The organism is Mesorhizobium sp. WSM1386, from assembly GCF_055901595.1.
The window spans coordinates 1,493,674-1,520,267 of the sequence record NZ_CM148373.1; the positions used below are offsets into that span (position 1 = coordinate 1,493,674).

Here is a 26,594-nt window from a genome sequence, read left to right on the forward strand (position 1 = left end):
GGCTCGCCGTTTCCATAAAGCGATGAGCCACTCTATCTCAGGAGAGTTGGAAAATGAGGTTCGCCATATGACGGTTCTGTTGAGAACACGGGTCACAGCCATCGGACCCGAAGTGGCGGACCTTGCCGAAGGGGGCGTGGTCATCCTGTTCGCGGATGGCTCGCCGCCCGAGCTCGCCGAGGTTTCCGTGCTCCACAAGATGGAGCACGGACCCAGCGACGGCGCGCCCCAGAAGGGCGCGTCGATCACCCTTGGCGATGTTTCCGCGACCATAACCGCGGTCGGCTCCAGCGCATGGAGCAAGGTCCTGGAGATGGGCCACGTCGTCATCTCGTTCAACGGCGCCAGCGAGGCCGAGAGGCCGGGCGAGATCTGTGCATCGCAGGTCGATACACAAGCGCTCGTGACCGCCCTGAAGACAGACGCGATCATCACCATCGCCGCCTGAAAGCATCGCGCCGCGACCCATCTGGTTTTGGCGCGCAAAAAAGCAGAGTATTTGCCATGGAACGCTCGACCATCGTCAGAGTGCATGAAGGTCTGCACGCCCGTCCCGCCACGCGGTTCGTCAAGCTCGCCAAGGGTTTCGAATCCGAGGTCGAGCTGGTCAAGGACGGCAAGGCGGTCAGCGCCAAGAGCTCCGTCAAGCTGATGCTGCTGGCGATCAAGGAAAACCAGGAAGTCACGGTGCGAGCGAATGGCGCCGACGCCAGCGAGGCCATCGAGGCGCTGATCGGCTATCTGGAAAACCCCAAGGCCGGTCTCGACGATGAAGAACCGCAGACCCCCGCGAACGATGCCGGGCACGAAGGCGCGCCTGCATCGGCGCCTCATTCCGCGCCGGCGATATCAAGCGAAGCCAGGGGTCTGCGCGGTGTCGCCGCAAGCGAAGGCGTCGCCATCGGTCCGGCTTTCGCGCATTTCCCGCCTGACATTGCCGGGCAAGGCCGCCTGTTGCAGGCCGATGAGATCGCCGGCGAGATCGACAGGTTCCGCGCCGCCATTGCCGCCGTCCAGGCGCGCATGGACCGGGCGTTGGCGCAGGACAGCCTGTCGGCCGGAGATCGCGGCATCGTCGCCGCGCTCAGGGATATCGCCGCCGACGACAGCCTGACCGGCGAGGCCGAAAAGGCCATCAGGGGCGGCAATGACGCGGTTTCGGCCGTCATCACCGCCGCCTCTACCATCGCCGCCGATTTCAGCGCCGTTGACGATCATTATCTCAATGCCCGGGCCGACGATGTCCATGCCGTCGGGCGGCAGATTTGCCTGGTGCTGCTGGGCCAAGACGACGTCAGCCTCGAAAACATTCCCGAAGGCGCCATTCTCATCGCCGACGACATCGGCGCCTGGGATCTGGCGCGCGCGCCGCTGAAACGCATCGGCGGGGTGGTTTGCGGCCATGGCGGTGCCACCTCCCACATCGCCATCATCGCCCGCTCGCATGGCATTCCGGCGGTGCTGGGCCTCGGCAACAAGGTCAATGCCCTGCGTGCCGCTCAAGAGGTGGCGCTCGACGGCAACAGCGGCCATGTGATCGTCGACCCCGATGCGGCGACGCGCGCCGATTTCGCGGGCCGCGTCGAGGCGGCGGCAAAGGAGCGTGCCGGGCTTAGCGTCTTCAAGACGGTGACGCCGAAGCGCGCCGACGGCACGGTTATCGAGGTCGCCGCCAATATCGGCTCGCTGGAAGAGATCGAGGCGGCGCAGGAAGCCGGCGCGATGGGGGTCGGCCTGTTCCGAACCGAGCTTCTGTTCATGCGCCACATGCATCTCCCCTCGGAGGACATGCAGGCCGAGACCTATGCGGCGCTGGCCAAGGCCTTCGCGCCCCACCCGGTCATCGTGCGCACGCTCGACATCGGCGGCGACAAGCCGATTGCCGGCATCGAGTTTCCCGACGAGGAGAACCCCTTCCTCGGCTGGCGCGGCATCCGCATGTGCCTCGACCGGCCCGACATCTTCAAGCGCCAGCTCAGGGCGCTGCTCCGGGCAGCCGTGCACGGCAACATCAAGGTGATGCTGCCGATGGTGTCCGATATTTCCGAAGTCACGCGCACCCGCGCACTGGTCGACGAATGCGCCGCCGAGCTGAAGGCCGAAGGCGTGCCTTACGCAACGTTCGACCTCGGCGTGATGATCGAGACCCCCGCCGCCGTGCTGATCGCGCCGGCGCTGGCAAAAGAAGTGGCCTTCTTCTCGATCGGCACCAACGACCTCACCCAGTACATCATGGCCGCCGACAGGCTCAACCCAACGGTGGCCAAGCTCAACGACGTCACCAATCCGGCCGTCATGTCGGCGATCGAGCTCACGGCCAAGGCTGGCGTCGCGGCCGGCATCATGGTCGGCATGTGCGGTGAGGCGGCCGGGCGGCCGGATCTCATTCCCACCTTCGTCGAGATGGGGCTGACCGAACTTTCGATGAGCCCGGCCTCGATCCAGCGCGCCAAGAAAACCATCACGGCCATGGCCGGGGACTAAATCCCTGAGCTACGGCAAATGCGCAAGCAAGGTGGCAAAGACAGGGGTCAGTTCAGCGACCGGGCTCGCCCTGCCGCAGGCCTGAACGATGCGGTCGTGACGGATATCGGCCGCCAGGATCGCGATCTCCAGCATGTCGGGCTCCGGCGCGCCGTCGCGGCCAGTTGTCGCCAGGCCGCAAGCCAGAACGACCGGCGCCAGGCAGCTTATGTCGAGCGCCCGGTCACCCGCCGCCGTCGTTTCCGGGGCGGTTTCGCCAAAGCGGACCGGACGCTGGCCGAGGCACTCGACCAGCAGCGCCGAACAGGTGGCCGCGATCGCCTGCAGGCCGGCACCGGTCGCGGTCAGGGCGGCCAGCAGATCGCCATGCCGCTTGCGCATCGTGGCATGAACGGCGGCGAAATCGGCTTCATGGATACGGGCATTGTCGATCTTCAGCCCGGCAAGCACCGCCTTGGTCAGATAGTACATGTCGCGCCGGAACAGACGCTCCGCGCTCAACTGCCGGTCCTCGTTTCCGGCCGGGAAATAGGTGCCGAGGCCCTTTACGGTCGTTCCGTCGACCTTGATCGGTCGCTCGTGCGGGACAAAGGATTCGGCGATCGACAGCGCTTCGTCGACGGCACTCGCGGCGTGGCTGAGCAGGCCTTCGATGCCTTTGCCCGGAAATGACGGCAGGTGGCTGGTGGCTTCGCGCAGGAGGCTGGCGTCACCGGTGCCGTCATGGCGGCTCTGGCGGATGATGTCGCGGACTTCCCGCAACCGGTCCTTCAGGTTGACGCGGACATCTTCGGAGATTTGTCGGAGCATCGCGGGTCGCCTCGAAAGTGCCGTGGAGGGCCGTCAGCAACGGCCGGCCACCAACACTACATTGTTCCTATCGATAGGCAGATCAATAGGCGATACTAAAACAGCATGCAGAATCGGCGATGGCGTGCTGGTCCATCGCTGCGGGGGAGGGATGATTTGGGCAGGCGACGACAAACCGGAGAGGGTCGGGCCGACGAGGGGCGGATAGGAGCCGAAGCGATCGAGCAGGTCGCCAGCGAGAGCCGGACGGATCGCCTCAGGATCCGCGCCGCCTGGATGTATTTCGTCGAGCAGATGACGCAGAACGAGATTGCCGACGTGCTCGGCGTCGGCCGCGTCACCATCGTGCGCATGCTGGCGGAGGCCCGCGCGCGCAACGAGGTGAAGATCACCATCGAGAGCGAACTCCTGGAGATCGTGCGGCTGGAGCGCGCGCTCGAAAAGACCTTCGGCCTGCAGCAGGCGCTGGTGGCGCCGCTGACGGCGGCCAATGCCGATCCGATCCCGGCAATCGCCGCCAAGACCGGCATGTTCCTGTCCGATGCGATGAAATCGGGCATGCGGGTCGGTGTCGGCTGGGGTGTGACGCTGTTCCACACTTTGCCGTTCATCAGCGCCAAGTCGCTGACCGATTTCAGCGTGATATCGCTGCTTGGCGGTGTTGGCGTCGCACGCCGGGTCAACCCGGCCGAGTTCGCGTGGCGCTTCGCCCAGATCTTCCAGGGTGACGGTTATCTGATGCCGACGCCGGCCGTCGTCGACAGCGTCGAGACCAAGATCGCGCTGGTCGAGCGCTGCGGCCTGCAGGAGATTTTCGAAATGGCCGACGCGCTTGATGCCGTCCTGCTGAGCGTTGGCGGCATCGCTTCGGCCACCACCTTCTCGCGCGGCGGCTTTCTCAAGGAAGCGGACCGGGAGGCGCTGCTTGCGCGTGGCGCCGTCGGCGACCTTCTGTTCCATTTCTACGACCGCAACGGCGATCTGGTCGACCATCCCGTCAACAGCCATGTGATGTCGGTGGATGTCGATCGCCTGCGCAAGGCGCCGATCCGCATCCTCACTTCCGGCGGCGAGGAGAAGACAGCGGCGCTGCTCGGCGCCATGAACCTGATCGCACCGACGATCCTGATCACCGACGAGGAAAGCGCAAGGCGCATGCTCGATGCGGTCAGCGGAAGCTGAAGGAAGCCGTGATGTAGTCCGGCCAGGCCCGCTGTTCGTCGAAAATGGCGGCAAGATCCGATGTGTCGGCCAGGATTCCGCTCAGCACCAGCGCCGTGGCGACGCCGGCGCCATTTCCGCCCGCTATGTCGTGCTCGACGCTGTCGCCGACGCAGACCACGCTGCCACGATCCGGCTCGCCGGCCAGTGCAAGCGCGGCGTCGAAGATCGCCGGATAGGGCTTGCCGATGCGGGTGACGCTGCCGCCAAGGCTTTCGTAGAGATCGGCGAGTTCCCCGGCGCCGAAGCGGGGTCCGACCGCGGTCAGCATGATCCTGTCGGGATTGGTGCAGAAGCAGGGCACCTTTCGTGCCGCCGCCGGAGCAAGCAGCCCGCGGTAGTGGTCGAGTTCGTAGCGGTCGCCCTCGCTGGCCGAGATCAGCACCAGTTCGGCGTCTTCGCCGGCCTCGGTCAGCACAAAGGGCAGGCCGTCGATCGCCGTGCGGTCGCCGTCGCGGCTGATCAGCAGGCATTTTGTCCCCGGCCGCAGCTTTCCCGATGCCGCCATGTCATTGAAGGAGCGCCATGCCACCTCGCCGGAGGAGACGAAATGATCCCAGCTTCCGGCGGCGAAGCCGAGCTTGAGCAGGCGCTCCTCGTTGGGCCTGGCGCGCTTGCCGGAATTGGAAATCAGCACCACCGTCTTGCCGGCGTGCTTCAGCGCCGACAATGCCGCCACCGCGCCGGGATAAGGAGCCTGGCCGTCATGCAGCACGCCGAACTGGTCGAGCAGGAAGACCTGGTAACGCTCAGCCAGCGGCGCGATGCCGTCGAGACGTTCGATTGTTTTCGCGCTCATAGGAGTCCCTGCTTGTTTGCACCCTTTAGCGCCAGCCGCGCGGTGCCGGCTGCGGCTTCGTCAGACAGCGTGGGCAGGAAATCGACGCCGAGCTTGCGCTGCCGGATCGCCGTCCATGCCGGATTTGCCGCACCGCCGCCGACGCTCCTGACCGATGTCAGCGCCGGTGCGCCAAGCTCTGCCAGCCTGCCGTAGCCGAGCGCTTCGATCGCGGCCATGCCCTCCAACATTGCCTTGAGATAGTCGGCGTCGTCGGCCGGCCTAGGGGTGAGGCGCGGCGGCAGGGCCGGATCGGCGATCGGGAACCGTTCGCCTGCTGTGCCGAGCGGATAATAATCGAGGCCGGTTTCGGTCGTCGGGTCTATTGCCGCGCTGAGTTCGATGATCCGCGCGAGCGGAAAATGCTGGATCAGCACCTTGCCGCCGGAATTCGATGCGCCGCCCGCCAGCCAGGTGTCGCCGAGGCGATGGCTATAGATGCCGAAGCGCGGCGCCGAGATCGGCCGGTCGGACAGGATCTTGATGGTCAGCGAGGATCCCAGCGCGGTGACGCCGTCGCCGATGGCCGTAGCGCCGGTCGCCAGGAACGAGGCGCAGCCGTCGGTGGTGCCGGCAACCACGGCCACGTCGCGCGGCAGGCCGAACAGATCCGCCATGGCTGGGGTGAGGGTGCCGGTGACATCGCCGGGCTCTACCACGCGCGGCAGCAAGCCCATGCGCATGCCGGCGGCCGCGATCCAGTCCGGCCAGCGCCGGGCCTCGACATCATAGCCCGACTTCAGCGCGTTGTTCTCGTCGCTGATGTCGAAACGTCCGGACAGGTTTCCCGCGATCCAGTCGGCCTGGTGCAGCACTGCCGCGATGCCGGGCAGATGCTGGAACAGCAAAGCCTTGGCGAGGCCCGACGTCGCCCCGTGTGCGGCGCTAGCCTCCGGTGCCTCGCGCGCGACCGCGGCCAGGATTCCGTCGTCGGCGACCTTGTCGTTGTACATCAGCGGTTCCGCCAGCGGCCGTCCGGCGGCGTCGACCGGCAGCAGCGTGCCCGACGTGCCGTCGACGGCGATGGCACGAACCGCGGCGCCGTCGATGCCCGAAAGCAGCTCCGTCAGCGCCGCCTGGACCGCTTGCCACCATGCCGAGGGCGCGCGTGGATCCTGGCTGAACGTGTCGAGGCGGACAGCGGACTGGCCGGCAATGGAAAAATCCGGACGCATGGCAACGGCGCGCGCGCCCGATGTGCCGATGTCGATGCCGATCACAAGGGGCATCATCTCAGTCCTTTGCTAGCCGCCGGCCGCGTTGAGCTTCTGGCGATACTGCTCGGCGTCCCAGTTGACCAGTTCGTTGTTTTCGGCGGCAGTGAGATAGTTCAGCCGCGCCGCCACGTCGACGCGTGCCGTCACGTCGGCGAGGCAACGCTGCATGGCATCGGCGCCGGCACTGGCGTCGCCGCGCATCAGGATCCCGGCGCCGGGAAACAGGATCGCCACCGGAGCAGCGCCGAGCCGCGCGATGACACCGGCCGCGTCCTCGCCTGGCTCGGCCACGACCGAGCCCTGGCCGAGGAAGATGACATGGTCGGGGTAGAGGCTGCCGGCCTCGGCCATGCGGCGGCTTTCCGGATCGAGCGCGACCGCATGCGCCTCGATATCCGCCGGCAATCGGTAGACGCTGTCGCCGGCAAGCGTTGTCAGGGCCGCGATGTCTGGCGCGGCGGTAACGCGTGCCGGTCGCGCCAGGAGCGACCGGACACGGCGCAGCAGGAGGTCAGCCTCGGCCACGGTTTTGGCGGCGACGACCAGCCCGTGATTGCCAAGGATCAGCACATCGACACCGGGCCGCAGCTTCTCGGCAATGCCGCGGGCGAGCGGCAGACCTGGACGGAAATAGGGGACATAGGCCCATTCGATGCCGTCCAGCCGCCTGGCGACCTCGGTCTCGCCGTTGGCCTGCACGGCAAGCGAAATCGTATCCACGCAGTGGACATGCAGAACCACGCGCTGCGGCATCAACGCATGCACCGTAGTCTCGATCGACGGGCGCAGGCCGCGCGGATTGAGTTCATAGATGGCAAAGGCCTGCGGCTTGTCGGCTGCCGGATTGCGCTCTTCGACCGCCTTGAGCAACGGCGCCATCGCCACCGGCACCATGATGTCGTCGCTGAGCGCATCCTTCAGCCAAGTGCCCGAAGCCTTGATCCACAGCGTATCGCCAGCCTTGAGCGAGGTGTTGCCGCCCGCCGCCTGGGTCATGTGGGGGTTCAGCCCGATGCCGGCCGAAAGCGCCCGCAAGGCTGCCAGTTCCTGTGCATCAGCCTGGTTTGCCATGCCGCCTTCTTCTCCCTGCACGAAATCCCGTCGCCGGGACCGACATTTGGCGGAGATATCGCAGATATGAGTGATCTACGTCAACAGTGATCTAATATCCTCAAAACAGCTTGCAATCCGACTAATGTTGAGTAAGTTGCGCCAATTGTCATGAAAAATGGCATTTCGGGAGGGAAGTGTTGAGCGACTTCGGCCGCCAGCGTCAGATCGTCGAACTGCTGCGGGACCGCCCGTTCGCCTCGGTACGCGAGCTGCAGGAGCGGCTCGGCGTTTCGGCGGCGACGGTCAGGCGCGATATCGACAGGATCGACGAAGCCGGGGAAGCACGGAAGGTCTATGGCGGCATCTCGGCGCTCGACGGCGCTGCCCATGCGGGCGTCGCCTATGCCCGGCCCTATGACGAGAACCGTGACCTCGCCGTCGAGGCCAAGCGGCAGATCGCGGCCGTTGCCGCGACCATGGTGCGCGACGGCGACGCGGTCATCGTCCATGGCGGCTCGACCTGTTTCCATCTCGGCGTCAAGCTCGCCGAACGCAACATCCGGCTCTACACCAATTCGATGCCGCTCGCGGCCTATCTCAGCGATCACGGCCATTGCAGCCTGACGGTTGCCGGCGGCGAGCTGCATCGCGAACCCGGCATCATCCATTCGCCGACCCAGGCCACCTCCTTCTACGCCTCGAAATTCTTTCTGGGCGCGCAAGGTCTCAATCAGGAAGGGCTATTGGAGTCGCACCCGCTGCTGGTGCGCTCGATCGTAGATCTCAGCCTGTGCGCCGACCAGATCGTGGTGCTGGCCGACAGCCGCAAGCTTTCCATCCACGCACGCAATGTCTCGCTGCCACTGTCGCGCATCGGCACGCTGATCACCGATGATGGCCTCTCCGATACCGATGCACGCATGCTGGACGATGCCGGCGTCATGGTGCGGATTGCTTCCACCTTGGGAGCCGTCCCATGAAACTGGCGGTGCTCGACTTCGGCAAGACCAATTCGAAGCTGTTCGTCTTCGGCCAGGACGGACGCATCCTCGACGAGCGCCGGACCCAGCCGAAATGGACGCGCCAGAACGGCTTCAGCGTGCTTGACGAGGCCGACCTCCACGATTGGGCGCTCAGCGCCGTCACTGACGCGGTCGACAACCATAGTGTCGAAGGGGTGATGGTATCCGGCCATGGCTGCACCTTTGCCCTGGTGGACGATGAGGCGCTGACGCACCCGATTCTCGACTACGAGCAGGAGCCGCCGGCCGAGATCGCCGCTCGGATCGATCCTCGCATTCCGGATTTTGCCGAGACGTTCTCGCCGCGCCTGCCGCTCGGTTTCAACTATGGCCGCCATATGCTGTGGCTGCAGGAGGTCGATCCCGGCGCATTCGCGGCGGCGACATCGATCCTCGGCTATCCGCAATACTGGAGCTGGCGTCTCGGCGGCAGGCCGGTTTCGGAAGTATCCTATCTCGGCTGCCATTCGCATTTGTGGGCGCCGCGCCGGCGTGATTTCTCTTCGCTGGTCGACGCCGAGGGGTGGCGCGGCCGGATGCCGACCTTCGCGCGTGCCGGCGCCGTCATCGGCGAGCGGCATCTTGGCGGCGCCGCGCGGCCGGTCGCCATCCACAACGGCGTCCACGATTCGAATGCGGCTCTCCATGCCTATCGCCGGCAGGAGCTTGGCCCGCTGACCGTGGTGTCGACCGGCACCTGGGTCGTCGTGCTCAATCCCGACTGCCCGCTCGAGGCACTCGACCGGGACCGCGACATGCTGGTCAATGTCGATGTCGACGGCGGCCCGGTGCCGACCATCCGCTTCATGGGCGGGCGCGAATTCGCCGTCATCAGCGATGGCTGGCAACGCGCGATCCCGAATGGCTCGATCCAGCAGGCAATCGACGCCGGCATCATGGCGCTGCCGAGCTTCGCGCCGGGCGGGCCGATGCCGGATCGTCCCGGCCGGCTGCTTGGGCGCATGCCCGATGCCGGGGAGCGCGCGGCCGTGGCACTGCTCTATGTCGCACTGATGGTCGATCTCTGCCTCGACCTGATCCATTCGCAAAACACCGTCATCGTCGATGGCGGGCTGAACGCTGGCGGACTGCTTGCCGGGCTGCTGGCGCAGCTGCGTCCCGGCCAGGGTTTTATGCAGGGCGCCTCGCTGGAGGGCAGCGCCACGGGTGCGGCAGCGCTCGCCTTTGAGAGTGTCGGGCGCGAATTCGCCGCCGAGGTACCGGGACCGGTGACAGCGGCGCGCTTCACCGGCCTTGCCGGCTACCGCGACGACTGGCGCGATCTCGTCGCCGGCCGCGGCACGGCGGGCAAAGTGGCGGGAGGCGCGCGATGACCGCGACGGCCAAGGTCGAAAACACACGCCAGCCGGTGCTGGAGATGCGCCACATCTACAAAACCTTCGGTGCGATCCGCGCCTTGCACGATGTCTCGCTCAGCGTCCATGCTGGCGAGCTGCACGCGCTGATGGGCGAGAATGGTGCCGGCAAGTCGACACTGATGAAGGTCCTGTCGGGCGCCTATCGGCCGGATCCCGGTGGCGAGATCCTGATCGACGGCGTGCCCGCCGCGACAGGCGATCCGATCAAGGCGCGCGCCGCCGGCATCGCGGTGATCTATCAGGAGCTGTCGCTGGCCCCCAATCTGACGGTGGCGCAGAACATCTTTCTCGGCAATGAGCCGCGCCGCTTCGGCGTCGTCGATCGTGACCAATGCAACCGGCGCGCCAGCGAGATCGTCGGCCGGCTCGGCGTCTCCTTCTCGGCGCGCGTCCTGGTCTCCAGCCTGTCGCTCGGCGAGCGACAGCTGGTCGAGATCGCCCGCGCTTTGTCGACCAATGCGCGTATCATCGTCATGGACGAGCCGACGACGTCGCTGACCTCGCGCGAGACCGACCGCCTGTTCGAGGTGATCGCGACGCTGAAGGCGCAAGGCATCGCCATCATCTACATCAGCCATCGCATGGAAGAGGTCTACCAGCTCGCAGACCGCGTCAGTGTGCTGCGCGACAGCGGCTATGTCGGCACGCTTGAGCGCGCCGACCTCAATGCCTCGCGCCTGGTGTCTATGATGGTCGGCCGCGACCTCTCGGCTTTCTACAAGAAGGATCATCGCCCACCGGACGAGAAGCGGGCCGTCGCGCTCTCGGTGCGCGGCATGTCCGACGGGCGGCTGCTGAAGAACTGTTCGTTCGATCTCCACAAGGGCGAGGTGCTGGCCTTGGCCGGTCTCGTCGGCTCCGGCCGCACCGAACTCGCCCGGCTGATCTTCGGCGCCGACAAGCGCAGCGCCGGCACGGTTGAACTCGACGGCGTACCGATCTCCATCGGCTCGCCGCGCGAGGCGCTCGACGCCGGCATCGCCTACCTCACCGAGGACCGCAAGGAACTCGGCCTGTTCCTCGACATGTCGATCTCCGACAATATCAGCATGGGTGTGCTGGCCAGGGACGCACGGGCGGGCGGATTCCGCGACTTCACCGCCGCCGACAGGCGCGCGGCAAAGGCCATTGCGGACCTCTCGATCCGCACCCGCTCGGCACAGGCCAATGCCGGCTCGCTGTCGGGCGGCAACCAGCAGAAGGTGCTGCTCGCCCGGCTGCTGGAGACCGAGCCGAAGGTCGTCATCCTCGACGAGCCGACCCGTGGCGTCGATGTCGGCGCCAAGTCGGAGATCTACCGGCTGATCGACAATCTCGCCAACCAGGGCATCGCCATCCTGATGATCTCCAGCGAATTGCCCGAGGTGATCGGCGTCGCCGACCGCGTGCTGGTGATGCGCGACGGCGCCATATCGGGCGAGGTGACGGCATCCGGGGGCGAGCCGCTTCGTCAGGAAGCGATCATGGAACTTGCGACGGGAGCGGCCCAGGAATGATCGACAGAACGACCGACAAGACGACCGGGACGGCGGCAGTGGACCAGGCGGCGGTCAGGAGCCGGCGGCTGAGCACCGTTTTCGCCGCGCTTGGCATGCTGCCGGTGTTGGTGCTGCTGGCGGCCGGCTTCCAGTTCATCAATCCCCGCTTCCTCACCCAGACCAACTTGTTGATCGTCACGCAGCAATCATCGATCAACATCGTGCTCGCCGCCGGCATGACCTTCGTCATCCTGACCGGCGGCATCGACCTGTCGGTCGGTTCCATCCTCGCCGCCTCGGCGATGGTGGCGGTGCTGGTGTCCCTGGTGCCGGACTGGGGCCTGCTCGGCGTGCCGGCAGCCATTCTCGTCGGCCTCGGCTTCGGCCTCATCAACGGGCTGCTCGTCGCCTACATCAAGCTGCCACCCTTCATCGTCACGCTCGGCTCGCTGACGGCGGTGCGCGGCGTTGCCCGCCTGCTCGGGCAGGACACGACGGTGTTCAACTCCGACCTGCCGTTCGACTTCATCGGCAATGGCTCGCTGTTCGGCATTCCCTGGCTGGTCGTCATCGCGCTGGCGGTGGTGGTGCTGTCCTGGCTGGTGCTCAAGCGCACGGTGCTCGGCACCTGGATCTACGCCGTCGGCGGCAATGCCGAGGCGGCGCGGCTGACCGGCATCAAGGTGCCGCTGGTGCTGCTCTTCGTCTATGGCGTTTCGGGCCTGCTCGCCGGCCTCGGCGGCGCCATGTCGGCGGCACGGCTCTACGCCGCCAACGGCTTGCAGCTCGGGCAGTCCTACGAGCTCGACGCCATCGCCGCCGTGATTTTGGGCGGCACCAGTTTTGTCGGCGGCGTCGGCTCGATCTGGGGCACGCTGATCGGCGGCCTGATCATCGCGGTGCTCTCCAACGGGCTCATCTTGGCCGGTGTCTCGGACATCTGGCAGTACATCATCAAGGGATTGGTCATCATCGTGGCGGTCGCCCTCGACCGCTACAGGCTCCAGGCAGGGGCAAGAACGTGAGTGACCTGGTCGCCGGCGCAAATGCCGGCTTGTGTAACGCACCGTGAGAGGCGCGGGCAATCGGAGGAAGTAAGCGTAATGAAGACCATCGCCAAACTGCTCTGCGGCGCCGCATTCGCGGCCGTCGCCATCGCGCCGGCATCGGCCAAGGATCTCAACAAGGTGGGCATCTCTGTCGGCCTGCTCGGCAATCCCTTCTTCGTCGCCACCATCAAGGGCATCGAGGACGCGGCCAAGAAGATCAACCCGAAGGTCGAGGTAACGTCGGTATCCGCCGACTACGACCTCAACAAGCAGGTTTCGCAGGTCGATTCCTTCATCGCCGCCGGCGTCGACGTGATCATGCTCAACGCAGTCGACGCCAAGGCGATCGCGCCGGCGGTGAAGAAGGCGCAGGCCGCCGGCGTCATCGTTGCCGCGTTCGACGTTTCGGCGCCGGGCGCCGACGTCACCGTGATGACCAACAACGTCAAGGCCGGCGAGGAGGCCTGCCAGTATCTGGTCGACAACACTGGCGGCAAGGGCGACTACGTCATCCTCAACGGCCCGGCGTCGTCGTCGATCCTGGAGCGGGTGAAGGGCTGCAAGAACGTGCTCGCGCAGCATCCCGACATCAAGATCCTTTCCGACGACCAGAATGCCGAAGGCTCGCGCGACGGCGGCCTGAAGGTGTTCCAGTCGCTGCTCACCCGCTTCGACAAGATCGACGCGGTGTTCGCCATCAACGATCCGACGGCCATCGGCGCCCAGCTTGCCGCCAAGCAGCTCAACCGTTCGGAATTCATCATCACCGCGGTCGACGGCGCGCCCGATATCGAAAAGGAGCTCGCTTCCGGCAAGTCGATGATCAAGGCCTCGGCCTCGCAGGATCCCTATGTGATGGCCGGCCAGTCGCTGACCATGGCGGCCGAGCTGCTGGCCGGCAAGAAGCCGGCGGAAGCCACCGTGCTGCTCGATCCCAAGCTGATCACCGCCGACAACCTCAAGGACTACAAGGGCTGGACCGCGGCCCGCTGATCGTTTCAACAAGCGCGGCCGGTTGATCCCGGCCGCGCCCATCCTTTTCGCCGCAATCCGGAGACGATCATGTCGCGCATCGGAATCCATTCTTTCGTCTGGTCGGCAAGCTCGGCGCAAGGCGAGCTCGAACGCACGCTGGCCAACACAAGGGAGGCCGGCTTCGAGCTGATCGAATTCTCCTATCTCGACCCGGCGGATGTCGACATTGGCGGGCTTGCCAAGCGCATCGCCGATCTCGGGCTTGGGGTGGCGATCAGCATCGGACTGCCCGCCGACGGCGACATATCGAGCGCCGACAAGGCGGTCGCGGCGCGCGGCGTCAAAATCCTCAACCAGACCATCGCGCTGACGCGCGACCTTGGCGGCCGCAAGGTCGCCGGCATCCTGTCGACCAGCCACGGCTTGCAGGCCGAGGCGCCGACACGCGATCAATGGAACCGCAGCGCAGCAGCGCTGGCCAAGGTCGCCGAGACGGCCAAGGCCGCCGGCGTCACGCTCAATCTCGAAATCGTCAACCGCTTCGAAAGCAACCTCCTCAACACCGCCGCGCAGGGGCTCGCCTTCATCGAGGACACCGGCTCAGACAACATCTTCCTGCATCTCGACACCTTTCACATGAACATCGAGGAGGCCGATGTCGGGCTCGCCATCCGCCACGCGGCGGCCAAGATCGGCTATGTCCATATCGGCGAAAGCCATCGCGGCTTCCTCGGCACCGGCAACATCGACTTCGCGGCGATCTTCGATGCGCTGACCGCTATCGGCTATGCCGACGATCTCAGCTTCGAATCGTTCTCCTCGGAGATCGTCGACGAGAACCTGTCGAAGAAGACCGCCATCTGGCGCAATCTGTGGACGGACAACATGGCGCTCGCCAAGCACGCGCGCGCCTTCATCGGCCTTGGACTGGAGACGGCGCGGCGCAAGTCGGAACTCGTCTCGGCCAGGCACAAGCCATAGGTCCGTTCGTCGAGGCGACTGTCCGGGATGTCAGCCGCTTGCGGCGGCATTGCCGGTTGCGGGTGCATCGGATATCCCACCGTCCAGGCACATGATGCCAGCACAATTGACCAGACGGAGCCCTGCCATGACAGACCAGACGATCTTCAAATTCGGCCCGGTCGAACACGCGGAGGCCGGCGATCTCGCCGGCTGGATCGTGGTCGAGGGCAGGCCGACCATGCAGACCGCCGTCCAGCACACGACCGAGGATGGCAAGGTGATTTCGGGCACGTGGCGGGCGACGCCGGGCACCTATCACGCGACTTATACCGATTATGAGTTCGTGCACATGATCGCCGGCCGCATCATCATCACCCCCGACGGCGGCACGCCGGTCGAAGTGGGTCCCGGCGACGCCTTCGTGGTGGAAGCCGATTTCAAAGGCACCTGGAAGATCATCGAGCCGGTGACCAAACATTTTGTGGTCAGGGTTGCCTGAGGCGGGGTGATCCGTCCGGCCGCATGAAAATCCCGCCATGGTTCGCCATGGCGGGCGAGTGTTCAAGCGACGCCTTTCGTGCCTCTGCGGGGCTCTGCCGTCTGGCTTGTGGAACATTCACCTGGTGCCAGCGTTTGCTTGTACGCTGTCTTTCAGGAATGCAGTGCAGGCCGCGAAGGGGTGCGCGCCGCCTTTTGGAGGCACTACCATGAGCCGCAACCCACAAACCACGGCACGTGTTGCCGGCCATCCCATCCACCCGATGCTTATTCCGTTCCCGATCGCCTTTTTTGTCGCCACCTTCGTTTGCGACCTGATCTTCTGGCGAACAGGCAATCCGGGATGGGTCACCGCCAGCCTTTGGCTGCTTGGGGCGGGCCTGATAATGGCCGCCTTGGCCGCGCTTGCCGGCCTGACGGATGTCTTGGGCGATGTTCAGATCCGCAATCTGAGTGATGCATGGCTCCACGCTGGCGGCAATGTGGTCGTCGTCCTGATCGAACTCTACAACTGGTACTCGCGATACGCCCACAGCGAGGCGGCGGTGGTGCCCACCGGCCTGATCTTGTCGTTGATTGTGGTTCTCATCCTCCTGTTTACCGGCTGGAAGGGCTGGGAAATGGTCTATCGACATCGCGTGGGTGTCGCCGATGGCTCGGAGGAGGTGCGCTGACCCTGAGCCTAAGCGTGTTCGCTGATCTGTGCATCTTCCTTCGCCGGGGCATCGGCCAGGCCACTTCGGCCATTGAGTCATGAAGGCGTCTGCGGCGTTGTCCAGACGACCTCGACATCAGCGATGAGGCACTCGCCAGCTTGATACACCGGATTCATCCCCTAGTTCCTTCACGGGCACGGCAATCGCGAGGTTGCTCGGGGCAGCGGCGGTTCGCGCCCTTCTGGCTGCATGCCGCGGAAGGACGGTTGGACCGACGCATCCATGGAGGTCGTCGTGCATCAATCGCGTGGATTCACCTGTGCGTATTTCGTCTTAGCTTGCTCGATCGCGGTGCTTTGCGCAGGAGCTGCAACCGGCGGCCAGCACGGCGGCGGCCATGGTTCTGGCGGCAGTGGTGGCGGAGGGCATGGCGCTGGCGGCCAAAACGGCGGCTCGCACAAAGGGACTAGTAACAATCCCGGCGGCTCCGGTTCGCCAGCGGACGATGAGACCAGCACAACCGGCACGACGACGGCCCCTGGGGCGGCCACTGCCACCGCTGTCGCGTCCGCAAGAGGCGGACAGTCGCTCGACCTCCCGGCTGCTCTCCAGCCTCCCAGCGACAGCAACAGTCTATCAACGGTCAGCCGAATCGAGGCGGTGCCGGGCGTCCCGGATGAAGTCGTTCGGACCTGCCATGATGCCATCGAGTCGGCAGCCGCACCGTTTGGCGCGACCAGCGTGCGCGTCAGCAGCGCGGGTTTCGTACGTCAGTTGAGTCGGGATACGATCTCGGCTCCCCTTGAGGTCAGCATCGACTATGTACGGCAAGGCAGCGTGGAAACGCGGCAGGCGCCGATCAAATGCGAATTGAATGCGACAGGCAGCGTGATCGGGCTGACCTAGCGCATCGCGCAGAATTCCTCGCAGATGAGGGCGTGAATTCGAGCGCATTCATCCTTTGCCCGAAATGGCAGCAGGCCTCGCGCGTGCTGCGAAGGGGTGCGGGCATTCAAAGACCCATGGCCTTCCACACAACGGATCAGCCGGAAATCACTGCGATGTCGCGTATGTCGGCAAGAGCGAATAGGGAAGTGTGATCGAGCGCACCCGGGTCACCCGCGAAGGGTTGCGAACCTTGCCAGTCTTCTGGCTGACGGCCTTCACCTGGCCGGCGGCTGTCGCGCGGGCAGAACGTGGCTTCGCAGGCGGTTCGATCTGCGCGCTGCGGCGCTCGGTCCTGAGCCTGTCATTGTCCGCGCGCGCTGCGGTCAAGTCGCGGGCAAGAGAAACAGTGGCTTCGCGTTGCTTGTCCAGGGCCTCCTGCAGCTTGGCGACACGCAGCAAAAGAGCTTGGGTGGCCACGCGCTCGATGCGAGCCTTGTCGAGATCCTCACGATTCAAGGCAGCTGCAGCACGTTCCCGTGCCAGAGCCTGTGCCGTCTCGGTCGTGGTCTGCTCGGCACGCTCTTTCGCTGAGACTTCTCTGGCGCGCTCCTGTTGAGCCGCCTCGCGCTCGATGCGAGCCCGTTTCAACTCTTCAAGGGCCGATGCTGCTGCAGCGCGTTCTCGTGCCAGCGCCCGCTCCGTGTCAGCTGCGGTCCGCTCCACTTGTTGTCTCGCCTTGACCGCGCCGGTCAGCTCCTGCTCAGCCGCATCCGCACGCTTAGAGAGTGCGGCGTTGGACAGGTTCGCTTCGGCGAGATCGCCACGAAGCTGCTCCGACTTCCGGCGCACGTCGTCGAGCATGCCGCCCGCCTGCGCCAGTGAAGCCCTGGCCGCGGCGCGATCCTTGGCGGCGTCGGTCTCAAGCTGTTCAATTTGCGCCCGCGCTTGCGATAGATCGCGCGCCTGCCTCTGCGCTTGCTGCTGCTCGAGATGAGCAGCGGGCATCTCCTTGAAGACATAGCTGGTGGCCTCGCCCACCAGCGTGCGGGCATCTCCTGCAATGCGCTGCAACGCGTCAAGGGTGCGGGCTGCGGCGAGTTCGTTACGCAATCGCTCCTCGCGTGCGTTGTCGGCAGCTGCCATGCTTGCCTTCAGCGTACCGATTTGCTTGCTCGATGCGAGGAGCGCTCCCTGCAGGGCGGCGCTCCTGGCACGCTCGCCTTCCGCCGCCCGGTGCTCCTGGTCGGCCAATTGTCTCGCGGCGGCCGCCTGAGCACGATCTGTCCCGGCCTGCACCTGGTTAGCCGTGAGATCCGGGCCTAGCAATTCGACACTCGCCGAAAGCTCCAAGGGGTGGGAAAGGTCTCGATCAGCTTCGCTTTGGGCTTGCGAAATGGCGGGGGCGCTTTCGACCCAGATTTGTCTCGTCGTCGCATAACCAATCGGCGCGGCCAGACAAATGGCGGCGAACCCTAGGCGGAGCACAAGACCGACCGGCCTGCGAACGCCAGGGGGTGAAGCAGGCGCTGGGTCGGCTTCTCCCGTTTGAGCTGTGAAATTCAAACCGCGATCCGCGGCAGAGGCTAACGGAACGATTTGTGGCGAAGCCTTATGGCGCAGTTGGTCCCATGCCGATCCGCAAATCCGCTTCCCATGTTCCGCGACCGCCTTGATGGGCGCTGCAAGTCTTCCAGGTTCCAGCCTGTTCGGGGCAGGAGCATTGGTCTGGACCGCCGACGAACCTCCCGAGGCTTCGGGCGTCACGTTGATATGCTCGACTCGCACTCCGAACCGAGAGTAGTTGGCGTTTTGAGCTCGAACGTCCAGGTCGGCGGTACCCAAGGGATTGGCAGCCCTGGAAGAAGCAGGCTCGGCGACAAGCCTGGCCGGGCTTTCCCATTCCCAAGAAGCCTCGTCGGCGAGATCGGATCTGCCTTCGTCAAGCGATGCAAGGCGGCGTCGTCGCACCGCGGCAAGGATACGCCTGAGCACAAAATAGACGCCCACCGGTACAAGCGTCACTGCTGCGCCCAGGATGGCCAGATTTACGTCGTTCGCATACATTTCGGCAAGATAATTTGGCATTGCCGTGCCCGTGCGGTCTGGGGTGTATTGTCAAGTCCATAAAGCGATGTCTGTCGCTGTGGACAATTCGCCATCTCCCGGCTCTGGACTGTTCATCATGAACTTTAAGCTAGGTCACAGCGCACCACGGTCAACCATCACCTCGTAATGATCCTGCCGACAGCCTTCGGCCGGATAAAAAGGCCATTGTAGCGGTCGTTCTTCGTGGCAAGGCTGGATCGTTCGTCCTGTGGAGATGCATTCCCGCAGACAATACAATTCGTCGTACCGTTTCGCGAAAAGTACGACGTCAATTCGCTAAGCCATTGAAAAGCATGGTGATCCCGACAGGAATCGAACCTGTGACCTACAGATTAGGAATCTGCCGCTCTATCCTACTGAGCTACGGGACCACGCGGCCCGACACATAGCCGCTTCGGATCGTTTCGCCAAGAGGCTGGCCGAAGGCAATTCAAGAGGCCGGCCGAAGGCAATTCGGCGGCCTCTTGTCATCGTCCGTCAATGCGCGCCTCAGGCGGCCAGCGCGGTTTCGGCCAGTTTCACCCAATAGCTCATGCCGTGTGGGATGGCCTCGTCGTTGAAATCATAGGCCGGGTTGTGGAGGCCGGCGGTGTCGCCATTGCCGATGAAGATGAAGGCGCCGGGGCGGGCTTCCAGCATGTAGGAGAAGTCCTCGCCGCCCATCACCGGCTGGATGCCGCGGTGGACATGGGCGTCGCCGGCGACGTTGGCCGCGACATCGCTGGCGAACACCGTTTCTTCCGCATGGTTGAAGGTGACGGGGTAATTGGCCTGGTAGTCGACCTCGATCTTGGCGCCGAAGGCGATCGCCAGCCCGTCGCAGATGGTGCGGATGCGCTCTTCGGACTTCTTGGCGATTTCCTTGCGCAAGGTGCGCACCGTGCCGGCGATCTCGGCCGATTCCGGAATGATGTTGTAGGCATCGCCGGCATGGAACTTGGTCACCGACACCACCACCGCCTCGACCGGGTCGGTGCTGCGCGAAGCGATGGTCTGCAGCGCGCCTACCAGCTGGCTGGTGATGACGATCGGGTCGATCGTGCCGTGCGGCATGGCCGCATGGCCGCCACGGCCGTTCACGGTGATGGTGAATTCGGCCGTCGCCGCCATGATTGGGCCCGGGCGGATGGCGAACTGGCCGACAGGCAGGCCCGGCATGTTGTGCATGCCGAACACCTTGGAGATGTCGAAGCGTTCCATCATGCCGTCCTTGACCATCTCGTTGCCGCCGCCGCCGCCTTCCTCGGCCGGCTGGAAGATCACCGCCACGGAGCCCGCGAAATTGCGTGTTTCGGCGAGGTATTTCGCCGCGCCCAGAAGCATCGCCGTGTGGCCGTCATGACCGCAGGCGTGCATCTTGCCGGGAACGGTCGAAGCGTAAGGCTTGCCGGTGATCTCGTTGAGCGGCAGCGCGTCCATGTCGGCGCGCAGGCCGATGGTGGCGCCGTCACCCTGGCGGCCACGGATGATGCCAACGACGCCGGTCTTGCCGAGGCCGGTCACCACGTCGTCGCAGCCGAATTCTTTCAGCTTCTCGGTCACGAAGGCGGCGGTCTTGAAGACGTCGAAGTTCAGTTCTGGCGTCTGGTGCAGGTGTTGGCGCCAGCCGGCGACTTCGTCCTGCATCTCGGCGGCTCGGTTCAGGATTGGCATGGTGGTTCCATCTCGCTGTTGGAGCAGGCGGGCTGGCCCGCTGCCTTTCAATTGTGATCGTCAGGCACTTTTGCCATGTTGGCGTCACATAGGGTAAATAGCACCGCAACGATGCGGTCCGTTTTTGAGGGGCGGACTCGTTATGCTGCCGGTCACGTAACGAAATCTTACGGAGCCAGGGGCGACTACGGCAAGAGGCGATTTCGGATTTGATCATGCGGCACAGGCATTTCCTCAAACTATTCTCGGCTGGCGCGATCGTGCTGTCGGTGCTGGCTGGGCCAGCGCTGGCCAATCCGGTGGTGGTCTTCGACCTGAAGAGCGGCCAGATCCTGCAGCATCAGGATGCCTTCAAGCGCTGGTATCCGGCGTCGCTGAGCAAGCTGATGACCGCTTACGTGACCTTCCGGGCGATCGCGGCCGGCGAAATCCAGCTCGATTCGCCGATCATGGTGACGAAACACTCCGCCGCCGAGCCGCCAAGCAAGATGGGCTTCAAGCCGGGCTCGGTGATGCGGCTCGACAATGCGCTGAAGATGATGCTGGTCAAATCGGCCAACGACATTGCGATGGCCGTCGGTGAGAATGTCGGTGGCTCGCAGGCAGCCTTTGCCGAGCGGATGAACGCCGAGGCGGTCCGGCTCGGCATGAACGGAACCCATTTCGTCAATCCGAACGGCCTTTATTCGCCGGACCAGTACACCACGGCGCGCGACCTTGCCGTGCTGGTGATGGCGATCCGCCGTGAGTTTCCGCAATATGCGCCATGGTTTTCGATCGAGGGGCTCGCGGTCGGCAAAAAGGCGATCCCGAACTACAATCTGCTGATCGGCCGCTATCCCGGCGCCGACGGCATGAAGACGGGCTTTGTCTGCCCTTCGGGCTTCAACATGATCGGTTCGGCGACGCGCAACGGGCGCACCCTGGTGGCGGTGGTGCTTGGCGAGAAGTCGGCCGTCAGCCGTGCCGAGACCGCGGCCAGACTGCTCGACCAGGGTTTTGATGCGCCTGTCGCCGGCTCGACCACGGTCGCCACCCTGGCGCCTTACGGCGACACCACCTCGTCCAACGACATGAGTGACGAGATCTGCAAGAAGAAGAAGCCGCATGAGCAATCGGAGGCGCCGCCGGCTGTCGCCAAGGACGCGCCGAAATCGCCCTATCAGGAAAAGCTCGACCATGTGCCGACGCTGGTTGCCGTCGGTCTTGGCGGCGCCACCGGCCCGGCGCCGAAGGCGATACTCGACCAGGGCAGCCAGGAATATGCCGACGTGCCGATCCCGACCTGGCGACCGGACAAACCCCAGCCCGCGGGCACCGGTCCCAAGGTAGCAGGCGCCGACGCGCAAGGTGACCAGTCCGCCAAGACCGCGAACTGACCGCAATGGCGAGCTTCCCGATACCCGTCTCGGTACTGACCGGCTTCCTCGGCGCCGGCAAGACGACGCTGCTCAACCGGCTGCTGAAGGATCCGGCGCTGGCCGACACGGCGGTCATCATCAACGAGTTCGGCGAGGTGGCGATCGACCATCTGCTGGTCGAGCAGGCCTCCGACGGCATCATCCAGCTTTCCGACGGCTGCCTGTGCTGCACGGTGCGCGGCGAACTGGTCGATACGCTGGCCGACTTGGTCGACCGGCTGCAGACCGGGCGCATCGCACGCCTTGCCCGCGTCATCGTCGAGACCACGGGGCTCGCCGATCCGGCGCCCGTGCTGCAATCGATCATGGCGCATCCGGCGCTGGTCCAGGCCTTCCGGCTCGACGGCGTCATCACGCTGGTCGATGCGGTCAATGGCGACGCCACGCTCGATGGCCATGTCGAGGCGGTCAAGCAAGTCGCGGTCGCCGACCGCATCGTGCTGAGCAAGGCCGACCTGGTTACCGCTCCCGCAGAGCTCGAAAGGCTGCGGGCGCGCCTGCGGCAGATCAATCCGGGTGCCGAACTGCTTGATGCCGGCGATACGGGGACGAGCGTCGCGGCGCTGTTCGACTGCGGCCTCTACAATCCAGCCACCAAATCCGCGGACGTGCGGCGCTGGCTCGGCGAGGAAGCGGCGCACGACCACCACCATCATGACCATCACCATAACGGGCACGATCACCATGACGGGCACGATCATGATCACGGTCACCGGCACGACCAGCGCGTGCGGTCCTATTCACTGGTCCATGATGGTCCGGTGCCGTTTTCGGCCATCGAGATGTTCCTCGACCTGTTGCGTTCGACGCATGGCGAACACCTCTTGCGCATGAAGGGCGTCATCGAATTGCAGGAAGATCCGTCACGGCCGCTGGTCGTGCATGGCGTGCAGAAAATCCTGCATCCGCCGGTGCAGTTGCCCTCCTGGCTGGACAGCCAACGTGGCACGCGGCTGGTGCTGATCACGCTCGACATGCCGGAAGACTATGTGCGCCGGCTGTTCGCCGCCTTCACCAACCGGCCCTCGATCGACACGCCCGACCGAGCGGCGCTGGAAAACAATCCGCTGGCGATTGCCGGACGGTAAACGCTACGATCCCTGCTCGCCGCGCTCGACCAGAAAACGGTGGCCGCCCGCGACAGCCGCCGTTTCGATCAACTGATGGCCGGCGTCGGAACAGAAAGCGGGAATGTCGATGACGGCGAGCGGATCGGTGGTCTCGAGCCATAGCCTGCTGCCCGGCAGCATGCCGGCAAGACGTTTTTTCGCTTTAAGCACGGGTAGGGGACAGTTCAGCCCCTTGAGATCATAGATCGCAGCGCGTCCGGCCAAGGATGGAACCTCAGCCGCCGAACATGCCGAGCAGCTTGTTCTTGAGCTTGGTAACCCGGCTCTCATCGGCATTGGCGGCCTGCGTTTCGGCTTCCGGCGCGGCCTCGGTCGGGGCGGCTATGGTGGCAGTGGCGGCAGGCGCCTCCTTGGCGGCCTTGGCCGCTTCCTTCTCGGCGAGCGCCTGTGCCTTGGCGGCTTCCTTGGCCTGCTTGGCAGCCTCTATGGCGGCCAGCCTCTGCTCCTCAGCCTTTTGCTTGGCGGCTTTCTCGGCGTCGAGTGCAGCCATCTTGCGGCCGGCCGGCGAATCGATGCGGCCCATGCGCGCCGTCTCGGTCACCGTGCCGTTGGAATTCAGCGACGGCGGGTCGATCGGCACGCGCTCGCCACGCGCCCGGCGCTTCGACCAGTCGGAGACGATGCTGGCTTCCTTGATGCCGGCGATGGTCGGCTTGGGCGGCGGCGCGCTGGCCTTGAGCGCGCCGGTGAACGCCGCGTCATAGGTGCTTTGATAGGCATTGTAGGCGCTCTTCAGCGAATCCGGCTGCGTGGTCGCCGGGCAAGGTCCGGTCGGATCGAATGTCTGGCCGTCGGGGGCGACCTGGTTGAAGACGTAGCGCTTTTCGCAGACGTCGACCTTCGGCGGCACCTTGGTGATCTCGAAATTGTCGTAGCCGACCTTCAGCATCTTCCAGAACTCGTAGTTCGGGTCGCTGCGATAGCGCGCCATGTTGGCGGCGGTCATGCGGAACGGAAAGGCCTCGACCTGGAACTCGGTCTGCCCGCCCTGGAAGGCGTCGCGGCCGAAGGCATAGATCTGCTCGATCTGCGCGTCGGTCATCGAATAGCAGCCCGAGGACGAGCAGGCGCCGTGCACCATCAGGTTCTGGCCGGTGCGGCCGTTGGCACGGTCATAGGCGTTGGGAAAGCCGATGTTGAAGGACAGATGGTAGTTCGAGCGCGGGTTCATCTGCGACGGGCGAACCGTGTAGAAGCCTTCCGGCGCCTGGCGATCGCCCTCGGTGTATTTCGGACCGAGCTTGCCCGACCATTTGCAGATGTCGTAGCTGGCGACCATGTCGTAACGGCCGTTGGTCTTGGCCTTCCAGATTTCGAGCTTGCCTTCTTCCTTGAAGATGCGCGCCATCACCGAGGAGGTGCGCACCATGCCCTTGGCCTTCATGTCGGCCAGGATCTTGTCCGGCAGCGGCTTGTTGGCCTCCGGGGCAAAGTCCTTCATCGACGAATCATTGCAGCCGGCGATAGCGATCGAGGCGACGAGGACTCCGGTACGGGCGAACTTGGCAAACATGGATACGGCTATGTCTTTTCCCTCGGGCCAATGGCTTCGAAACGGCCGAGCCCACATGCTGAACACCGACGGACCGTAAGCCCGTTAACCTTGAAAATTCCTTACCGCAAGCGTCGACTAGCCCCTCACGGCAACTTCCCAACCCTTCGTTGCAACTTCATTGACCCGAATGCGGCGGCATTTTTGTGGCGAAATTGCTCATTGGCGCCACATTGCGGTGGGCAAGCCGCTTCCGATGACCTCGTTCCGGCGTCAGCCGGTCAGAGGCTGCGGCCCATCGCCAGGTATTTCTCGCGGCGCTGCTCGCGGAAATCGGTGTTGGCGCCGGCAAAGTCCTTCATCGTCTTGGCAATGAGGTCGCCGGTCGCGGCAATCACCGTCTCGGGCGCGCGCTGGGCGCCGCCCATCGGCTCGGGAATGATGGCGTCGATGATCTTCAATTCCAGAAGATCCTGCGCGGTGATCTTCATGTTGGTCGCCGCGTCCTTGGAGCGGGTGGTGTCGCGCCACAGGATCGACGCCGCGCCCTCCGGTGAAATCACCGAATAGATGGCGTGTTCGAGCATGTAGACGCGGTTGGCGGTGGCGATCGCGATGGCGCCGCCGGAGCCGCCTTCGCCGATGACCACCGAAATCGACGGCACCTTGAGCGCAAGGCAAGCCGAGGTCGAGCGGGCGATGGCTTCCGCCTGGCCGCGCTCCTCGGCGCCGACGCCGGGATAGGCACCCGCCGTGTCGACCAGCGTCAGGAGCGGTATCTTGAAGCGATCGGCAAGCTCCATCAGCCGCACCGCCTTGCGATAGCCTTCGGGACGCACCGAACCGAAATTGTGCTTTAGCCGGCTGGTCGTGTCCGAACCCTTTTCCTGGCCGATGATCGCGATGGGCTCGCCGCGGAAGCGGGCGAAACCGCCGACGATCGCCTGGTCCTCACCGAAATTGCGGTCGCCGGCGAGCGGCGTGAAATCGCTGAACAGGCTCTTGATGTAGTCGACGCAGTGCGGCCTGTCGGAGTGGCGCGCCACCTGCACTTTCTGCCAGGGCGTCAGCGCCTTGTAGAGATCGCGCAGCGCGTCGCGCGACCGCTTCTCCAGCCTGGTGATCTCGTCGGCGACGTCGACCGCCTCGCCATTCTCGGCAAGCTTCTTCAGCTCGAGGATCTTGAGCTCAAGATCCTGCACCGGCTTTTCGAAATCGAGGTAATTGTACATGCGTGAGCGGACCGATACGTCGGAAGGCAATGACTGCGGAACCGTTTAATCCAAGGCCCCGGGCGGTGAAATGTCGTCCTCACATAGCGATATGAGGCCTAGTCGGCAAGCGGATGATGATCGTTGACCAGCCGCACCAGCCGCTCCTCCAGCACATGGGTGTAAATCTGTGTCGTCGATATGTCGGCATGGCCAAGCAGCTGCTGCACGGCCCTGAGATCGGCGCCGTTCTGCAGGAGATGGCTGGCGAAGGCATGGCGCAGCACGTGCGGTGAAATCTTGGCCGAGGCGATGCCGGCGCGCGCCGCCAACCCTTTCAGGTCGCGGGCAAAGACCTGGCGCGAGAGATAGCCGCTGTCGGAGGCGGCCGGAAACAGGAACGGGCTTTCGGCGAAGGCGGGCACTCCGGCCCGGGCGGCAAGCCAGGTTCGCATCGCCACGCGCGCCTTGGACGACAGCGGCACCATGCGTTCCTTGTCGCCCTTGCCGCGCACCATGAAGAAGCGGTCGTCGCGCTGCGCCACCGTCACCGGCAGGCCGACCAGTTCGGAAACGCGCAGGCCCGTGGCGTAGAGCACCTCGACCAGCGCATGCAGGCGCAGGGCCGCCAGCCTGTCGGCATGGCCGAGCCCGGCGTCACCGGCTTCGATGGCGGCGCGGTCGATCAGCCTGCCGGTGTCGGCCTCGGACATCGTCTTGGGCAGCGGCCGTCCCTTTTTCGGGCTGTCCAGCGTGCCGGTCGGGTCGTCGCCACGCAGGCCCTCGGCGTAGAGAAACTTGAAGAACTGGCGGATCGCAGACAGTTTGCGCGCCTGTGATGTCGACGCGAAGCCGCGGGCGGCAATGTCGTCGAGATAGCCGCGGATGTCGGCGGCGGCCGCACCGGCAAGCCCGCCATCGATCCCGTTCGAAGCGTCTTCGAGGTCGCGGCGATAGGAGGAAAGCGTGTTCTCGGCGGCACCGCGCTCGGCGCTCATCATTTCCAGGAAGGCCTCGATGCGGGCGGCGCTGTTCATCCTTGAGGATCAG

At 64.9% G+C, this 26,594-nt stretch carries 24 protein-coding genes and 1 tRNA gene; 14 read left to right on the top strand and 11 right to left on the bottom strand.

The features are described 5' to 3' along the window. The first annotated feature begins 67 nt into the window (after positions 1 to 67). Together AC0NIH_RS07325 and ptsP are read left to right on the top strand one after the other, a co-directional pair. The gene (locus tag AC0NIH_RS07325) at positions 68 to 448 is read left to right on the top strand and encodes a PTS glucitol/sorbitol transporter subunit IIA (protein WP_023776823.1); all 381 of its coding nucleotides are present in this window, start codon (positions 68 to 70) and stop codon (positions 446 to 448) included. Positions 449 to 504: 56 nt separating this feature from the next. Beyond that, positions 505 to 2,484 (top strand): phosphoenolpyruvate--protein phosphotransferase, encoded by a 1,980-nt coding sequence (gene ptsP, locus AC0NIH_RS07330; protein ID WP_473463078.1) that lies wholly within the window; start codon positions 505 to 507, stop codon positions 2,482 to 2,484. A gap of 9 nt (positions 2,485 to 2,493) precedes the next feature. Here the strand turns inward: ptsP and AC0NIH_RS07335 are convergent, their stop codons facing one another. Continuing rightward, complete coding sequence (locus AC0NIH_RS07335; RefSeq protein WP_473463081.1) at positions 2,494 to 3,294, bottom strand: hypothetical protein; 801 nt, start codon at positions 3,292 to 3,294, stop codon at positions 2,494 to 2,496. A gap of 156 nt (positions 3,295 to 3,450) precedes the next feature. Here AC0NIH_RS07335 and AC0NIH_RS07340 point away from each other — a divergent pair, with 156 nt between their 5' ends. Next, a complete protein-coding gene (locus AC0NIH_RS07340; protein WP_473463083.1) occupies positions 3,451 to 4,476 on the top strand; it encodes a sugar-binding transcriptional regulator in 1,026 nt (341 codons plus the stop codon). Here AC0NIH_RS07340 and AC0NIH_RS07345 read toward each other — a convergent pair. Genes AC0NIH_RS07345 through AC0NIH_RS07355 form a run of 3 tightly spaced genes read right to left on the bottom strand, consistent with a single transcriptional unit; the run spans position 4,463 to position 7,641 of the window. Then, the gene (locus AC0NIH_RS07345) at positions 4,463 to 5,314 is read right to left on the bottom strand and encodes a TIGR01459 family HAD-type hydrolase (RefSeq protein ID WP_473463086.1); all 852 of its coding nucleotides are present in this window, start codon (positions 5,312 to 5,314) and stop codon (positions 4,463 to 4,465) included. The two genes, AC0NIH_RS07340 and AC0NIH_RS07345, sit on opposite strands and share 14 nt — an antisense overlap. Continuing rightward, positions 5,311 to 6,585: an FGGY-family carbohydrate kinase gene (locus AC0NIH_RS07350; RefSeq protein ID WP_473463088.1), complete on the bottom strand. Its 1,275-nt coding sequence runs from the start codon at positions 6,583 to 6,585 to the stop codon at positions 5,311 to 5,313. Before AC0NIH_RS07350 ends, AC0NIH_RS07345 begins: the two co-directional genes overlap by 4 nt. Positions 6,586 to 6,597: 12 nt before the next feature. After that, entirely contained in the window at positions 6,598 to 7,641 is a 1,044-nt protein-coding gene (locus AC0NIH_RS07355; protein ID WP_473463091.1) for a class II aldolase/adducin family protein, read from the bottom strand. Between the two features lie 179 nt (positions 7,642 to 7,820). Here AC0NIH_RS07355 and AC0NIH_RS07360 point away from each other — a divergent pair, with 179 nt between their 5' ends. From AC0NIH_RS07360 to AC0NIH_RS07400, 9 genes are all read left to right on the top strand, one after another. Beyond that, complete coding sequence (locus AC0NIH_RS07360; protein ID WP_023776816.1) at positions 7,821 to 8,603, top strand: DeoR/GlpR family DNA-binding transcription regulator; 783 nt, start codon at positions 7,821 to 7,823, stop codon at positions 8,601 to 8,603. Further along, positions 8,600 to 9,979 carry an FGGY-family carbohydrate kinase gene (locus tag AC0NIH_RS07365; RefSeq protein ID WP_473463094.1) on the top strand — a complete coding sequence of 460 codons (1,380 nt, stop codon included), beginning with the start codon at positions 8,600 to 8,602 and terminating at the stop codon, positions 9,977 to 9,979. The genes AC0NIH_RS07360 and AC0NIH_RS07365 overlap by 4 nt, the downstream gene beginning before the upstream one ends. Next, on the top strand, positions 9,976 to 11,520 hold the full coding sequence (locus AC0NIH_RS07370) for a sugar ABC transporter ATP-binding protein (protein WP_473463098.1): 1,545 nt from the start codon (positions 9,976 to 9,978) through the stop codon (positions 11,518 to 11,520). The genes AC0NIH_RS07365 and AC0NIH_RS07370 overlap by 4 nt, the downstream gene beginning before the upstream one ends. Next, entirely contained in the window at positions 11,517 to 12,527 is a 1,011-nt protein-coding gene (locus AC0NIH_RS07375; RefSeq protein ID WP_023763824.1) for an ABC transporter permease subunit, read from the top strand. The genes AC0NIH_RS07370 and AC0NIH_RS07375 overlap by 4 nt, the downstream gene beginning before the upstream one ends. A gap of 78 nt (positions 12,528 to 12,605) precedes the next feature. Beyond that, positions 12,606 to 13,544, top strand: a complete 939-nt coding sequence (locus AC0NIH_RS07380) for an ABC transporter substrate-binding protein (protein WP_023763825.1) — start codon at positions 12,606 to 12,608, stop codon at positions 13,542 to 13,544. Positions 13,545 to 13,613: 69 nt separating this feature from the next. Continuing rightward, complete coding sequence (locus tag AC0NIH_RS07385; RefSeq protein WP_473463101.1) at positions 13,614 to 14,507, top strand: sugar phosphate isomerase/epimerase family protein; 894 nt, start codon at positions 13,614 to 13,616, stop codon at positions 14,505 to 14,507. A gap of 127 nt (positions 14,508 to 14,634) precedes the next feature. Beyond that, entirely contained in the window at positions 14,635 to 14,988 is a 354-nt protein-coding gene (locus AC0NIH_RS07390) for a cupin domain-containing protein (protein WP_473463103.1), read from the top strand. A 208-nt stretch (positions 14,989 to 15,196) separates the two neighbouring features. After that, positions 15,197 to 15,661 carry a DUF2231 domain-containing protein gene (locus tag AC0NIH_RS07395; protein WP_023763828.1) on the top strand — a complete coding sequence of 155 codons (465 nt, stop codon included), beginning with the start codon at positions 15,197 to 15,199 and terminating at the stop codon, positions 15,659 to 15,661. 264 nt (positions 15,662 to 15,925) lie between these two features. Beyond that, the gene (locus AC0NIH_RS07400) at positions 15,926 to 16,549 is read left to right on the top strand and encodes a hypothetical protein (RefSeq protein WP_473463106.1); all 624 of its coding nucleotides are present in this window, start codon (positions 15,926 to 15,928) and stop codon (positions 16,547 to 16,549) included. Between the two features lie 147 nt (positions 16,550 to 16,696). Here AC0NIH_RS07400 and AC0NIH_RS07405 read toward each other — a convergent pair whose 3' ends face one another. The 3 genes from AC0NIH_RS07405 to AC0NIH_RS07415 all read right to left on the bottom strand — a co-directional run bounded on the left by AC0NIH_RS07405 (position 16,697) and on the right by AC0NIH_RS07415 (position 20,290). After that, complete coding sequence (locus AC0NIH_RS07405) at positions 16,697 to 18,616, bottom strand: hypothetical protein (protein WP_473463109.1); 1,920 nt, start codon at positions 18,614 to 18,616, stop codon at positions 16,697 to 16,699. A 315-nt stretch (positions 18,617 to 18,931) separates the two neighbouring features. Next, a tRNA-Arg gene (locus tag AC0NIH_RS07410) sits at positions 18,932 to 19,008 on the bottom strand. 118 nt (positions 19,009 to 19,126) lie between these two features. After that, the gene (locus tag AC0NIH_RS07415) at positions 19,127 to 20,290 is read right to left on the bottom strand and encodes a M20 aminoacylase family protein (protein ID WP_287271402.1); all 1,164 of its coding nucleotides are present in this window, start codon (positions 20,288 to 20,290) and stop codon (positions 19,127 to 19,129) included. A gap of 215 nt (positions 20,291 to 20,505) precedes the next feature. Between AC0NIH_RS07415 and AC0NIH_RS07420 the strand changes: the two genes are divergently transcribed. Together AC0NIH_RS07420 and AC0NIH_RS07425 are read left to right on the top strand one after the other, a co-directional pair. Further along, the gene (locus tag AC0NIH_RS07420) at positions 20,506 to 21,669 is read left to right on the top strand and encodes a D-alanyl-D-alanine carboxypeptidase family protein (protein WP_473463111.1); all 1,164 of its coding nucleotides are present in this window, start codon (positions 20,506 to 20,508) and stop codon (positions 21,667 to 21,669) included. A 5-nt stretch (positions 21,670 to 21,674) separates the two neighbouring features. After that, positions 21,675 to 22,799 carry a CobW family GTP-binding protein gene (locus tag AC0NIH_RS07425; protein WP_473463113.1) on the top strand — a complete coding sequence of 375 codons (1,125 nt, stop codon included), beginning with the start codon at positions 21,675 to 21,677 and terminating at the stop codon, positions 22,797 to 22,799. A gap of 3 nt (positions 22,800 to 22,802) precedes the next feature. Here AC0NIH_RS07425 and AC0NIH_RS07430 read toward each other — a convergent pair whose 3' ends face one another. The 4 genes from AC0NIH_RS07430 to AC0NIH_RS07445 all read right to left on the bottom strand — a co-directional run bounded on the left by AC0NIH_RS07430 (position 22,803) and on the right by AC0NIH_RS07445 (position 26,581). Then, a complete protein-coding gene (locus tag AC0NIH_RS07430; RefSeq protein ID WP_473463116.1) occupies positions 22,803 to 23,045 on the bottom strand; it encodes a sulfurtransferase TusA family protein in 243 nt (80 codons plus the stop codon). A gap of 10 nt (positions 23,046 to 23,055) precedes the next feature. After that, complete coding sequence (locus AC0NIH_RS07435; RefSeq protein ID WP_473463119.1) at positions 23,056 to 24,354, bottom strand: L,D-transpeptidase family protein; 1,299 nt, start codon at positions 24,352 to 24,354, stop codon at positions 23,056 to 23,058. Between the two features lie 260 nt (positions 24,355 to 24,614). Continuing rightward, positions 24,615 to 25,565: an acetyl-CoA carboxylase carboxyltransferase subunit alpha gene (locus tag AC0NIH_RS07440; RefSeq protein ID WP_023763836.1), complete on the bottom strand. Its 951-nt coding sequence runs from the start codon at positions 25,563 to 25,565 to the stop codon at positions 24,615 to 24,617. A gap of 98 nt (positions 25,566 to 25,663) precedes the next feature. After that, complete coding sequence (locus tag AC0NIH_RS07445) at positions 25,664 to 26,581, bottom strand: site-specific tyrosine recombinase XerD (protein ID WP_287271393.1); 918 nt, start codon at positions 26,579 to 26,581, stop codon at positions 25,664 to 25,666. Positions 26,582 to 26,594 lie beyond the last annotated feature (13 nt).

Excerpts from the sequence above, each read along its gene's own strand:
- AC0NIH_RS07325 (WP_023776823.1), top strand. The coding sequence starts at position 68 with ATGACGGTTCTGTTGAGAACACGGGTCACAGCCATCGGACCCGAAGTG.
- ptsP (WP_473463078.1), top strand. The coding sequence starts at position 505 with ATGGAACGCTCGACCATCGTCAGAGTGCATGAAGGTCTGCACGCCCGT.
- AC0NIH_RS07335 (WP_473463081.1), bottom strand. The coding sequence starts at position 3,294 with ATGCTCCGACAAATCTCCGAAGATGTCCGCGTCAACCTGAAGGACCGG.
- AC0NIH_RS07345 (WP_473463086.1), bottom strand. The coding sequence starts at position 5,314 with ATGAGCGCGAAAACAATCGAACGTCTCGACGGCATCGCGCCGCTGGCT.
- AC0NIH_RS07350 (WP_473463088.1), bottom strand. The coding sequence starts at position 6,585 with ATGATGCCCCTTGTGATCGGCATCGACATCGGCACATCGGGCGCGCGC.
- AC0NIH_RS07355 (WP_473463091.1), bottom strand. The coding sequence starts at position 7,641 with ATGGCAAACCAGGCTGATGCACAGGAACTGGCAGCCTTGCGGGCGCTT.
- AC0NIH_RS07365 (WP_473463094.1), top strand. The coding sequence starts at position 8,600 with ATGAAACTGGCGGTGCTCGACTTCGGCAAGACCAATTCGAAGCTGTTC.
- AC0NIH_RS07370 (WP_473463098.1), top strand. The coding sequence starts at position 9,976 with ATGACCGCGACGGCCAAGGTCGAAAACACACGCCAGCCGGTGCTGGAG.
- AC0NIH_RS07375 (WP_023763824.1), top strand. The coding sequence starts at position 11,517 with ATGATCGACAGAACGACCGACAAGACGACCGGGACGGCGGCAGTGGAC.
- AC0NIH_RS07380 (WP_023763825.1), top strand. The coding sequence starts at position 12,606 with ATGAAGACCATCGCCAAACTGCTCTGCGGCGCCGCATTCGCGGCCGTC.
- AC0NIH_RS07385 (WP_473463101.1), top strand. The coding sequence starts at position 13,614 with ATGTCGCGCATCGGAATCCATTCTTTCGTCTGGTCGGCAAGCTCGGCG.
- AC0NIH_RS07390 (WP_473463103.1), top strand. The coding sequence starts at position 14,635 with ATGACAGACCAGACGATCTTCAAATTCGGCCCGGTCGAACACGCGGAG.
- AC0NIH_RS07395 (WP_023763828.1), top strand. The coding sequence starts at position 15,197 with ATGAGCCGCAACCCACAAACCACGGCACGTGTTGCCGGCCATCCCATC.
- AC0NIH_RS07400 (WP_473463106.1), top strand. The coding sequence starts at position 15,926 with ATGGAGGTCGTCGTGCATCAATCGCGTGGATTCACCTGTGCGTATTTC.
- AC0NIH_RS07405 (WP_473463109.1), bottom strand. The coding sequence starts at position 18,616 with ATGCCAAATTATCTTGCCGAAATGTATGCGAACGACGTAAATCTGGCC.
- AC0NIH_RS07415 (WP_287271402.1), bottom strand. The coding sequence starts at position 20,290 with ATGCCAATCCTGAACCGAGCCGCCGAGATGCAGGACGAAGTCGCCGGC.
- AC0NIH_RS07420 (WP_473463111.1), top strand. The coding sequence starts at position 20,506 with ATGCGGCACAGGCATTTCCTCAAACTATTCTCGGCTGGCGCGATCGTG.
- AC0NIH_RS07425 (WP_473463113.1), top strand. The coding sequence starts at position 21,675 with ATGGCGAGCTTCCCGATACCCGTCTCGGTACTGACCGGCTTCCTCGGC.
- AC0NIH_RS07435 (WP_473463119.1), bottom strand. The coding sequence starts at position 24,354 with ATGTTTGCCAAGTTCGCCCGTACCGGAGTCCTCGTCGCCTCGATCGCT.
- AC0NIH_RS07440 (WP_023763836.1), bottom strand. The coding sequence starts at position 25,565 with ATGTACAATTACCTCGATTTCGAAAAGCCGGTGCAGGATCTTGAGCTC.
- AC0NIH_RS07445 (WP_287271393.1), bottom strand. The coding sequence starts at position 26,581 with ATGAACAGCGCCGCCCGCATCGAGGCCTTCCTGGAAATGATGAGCGCC.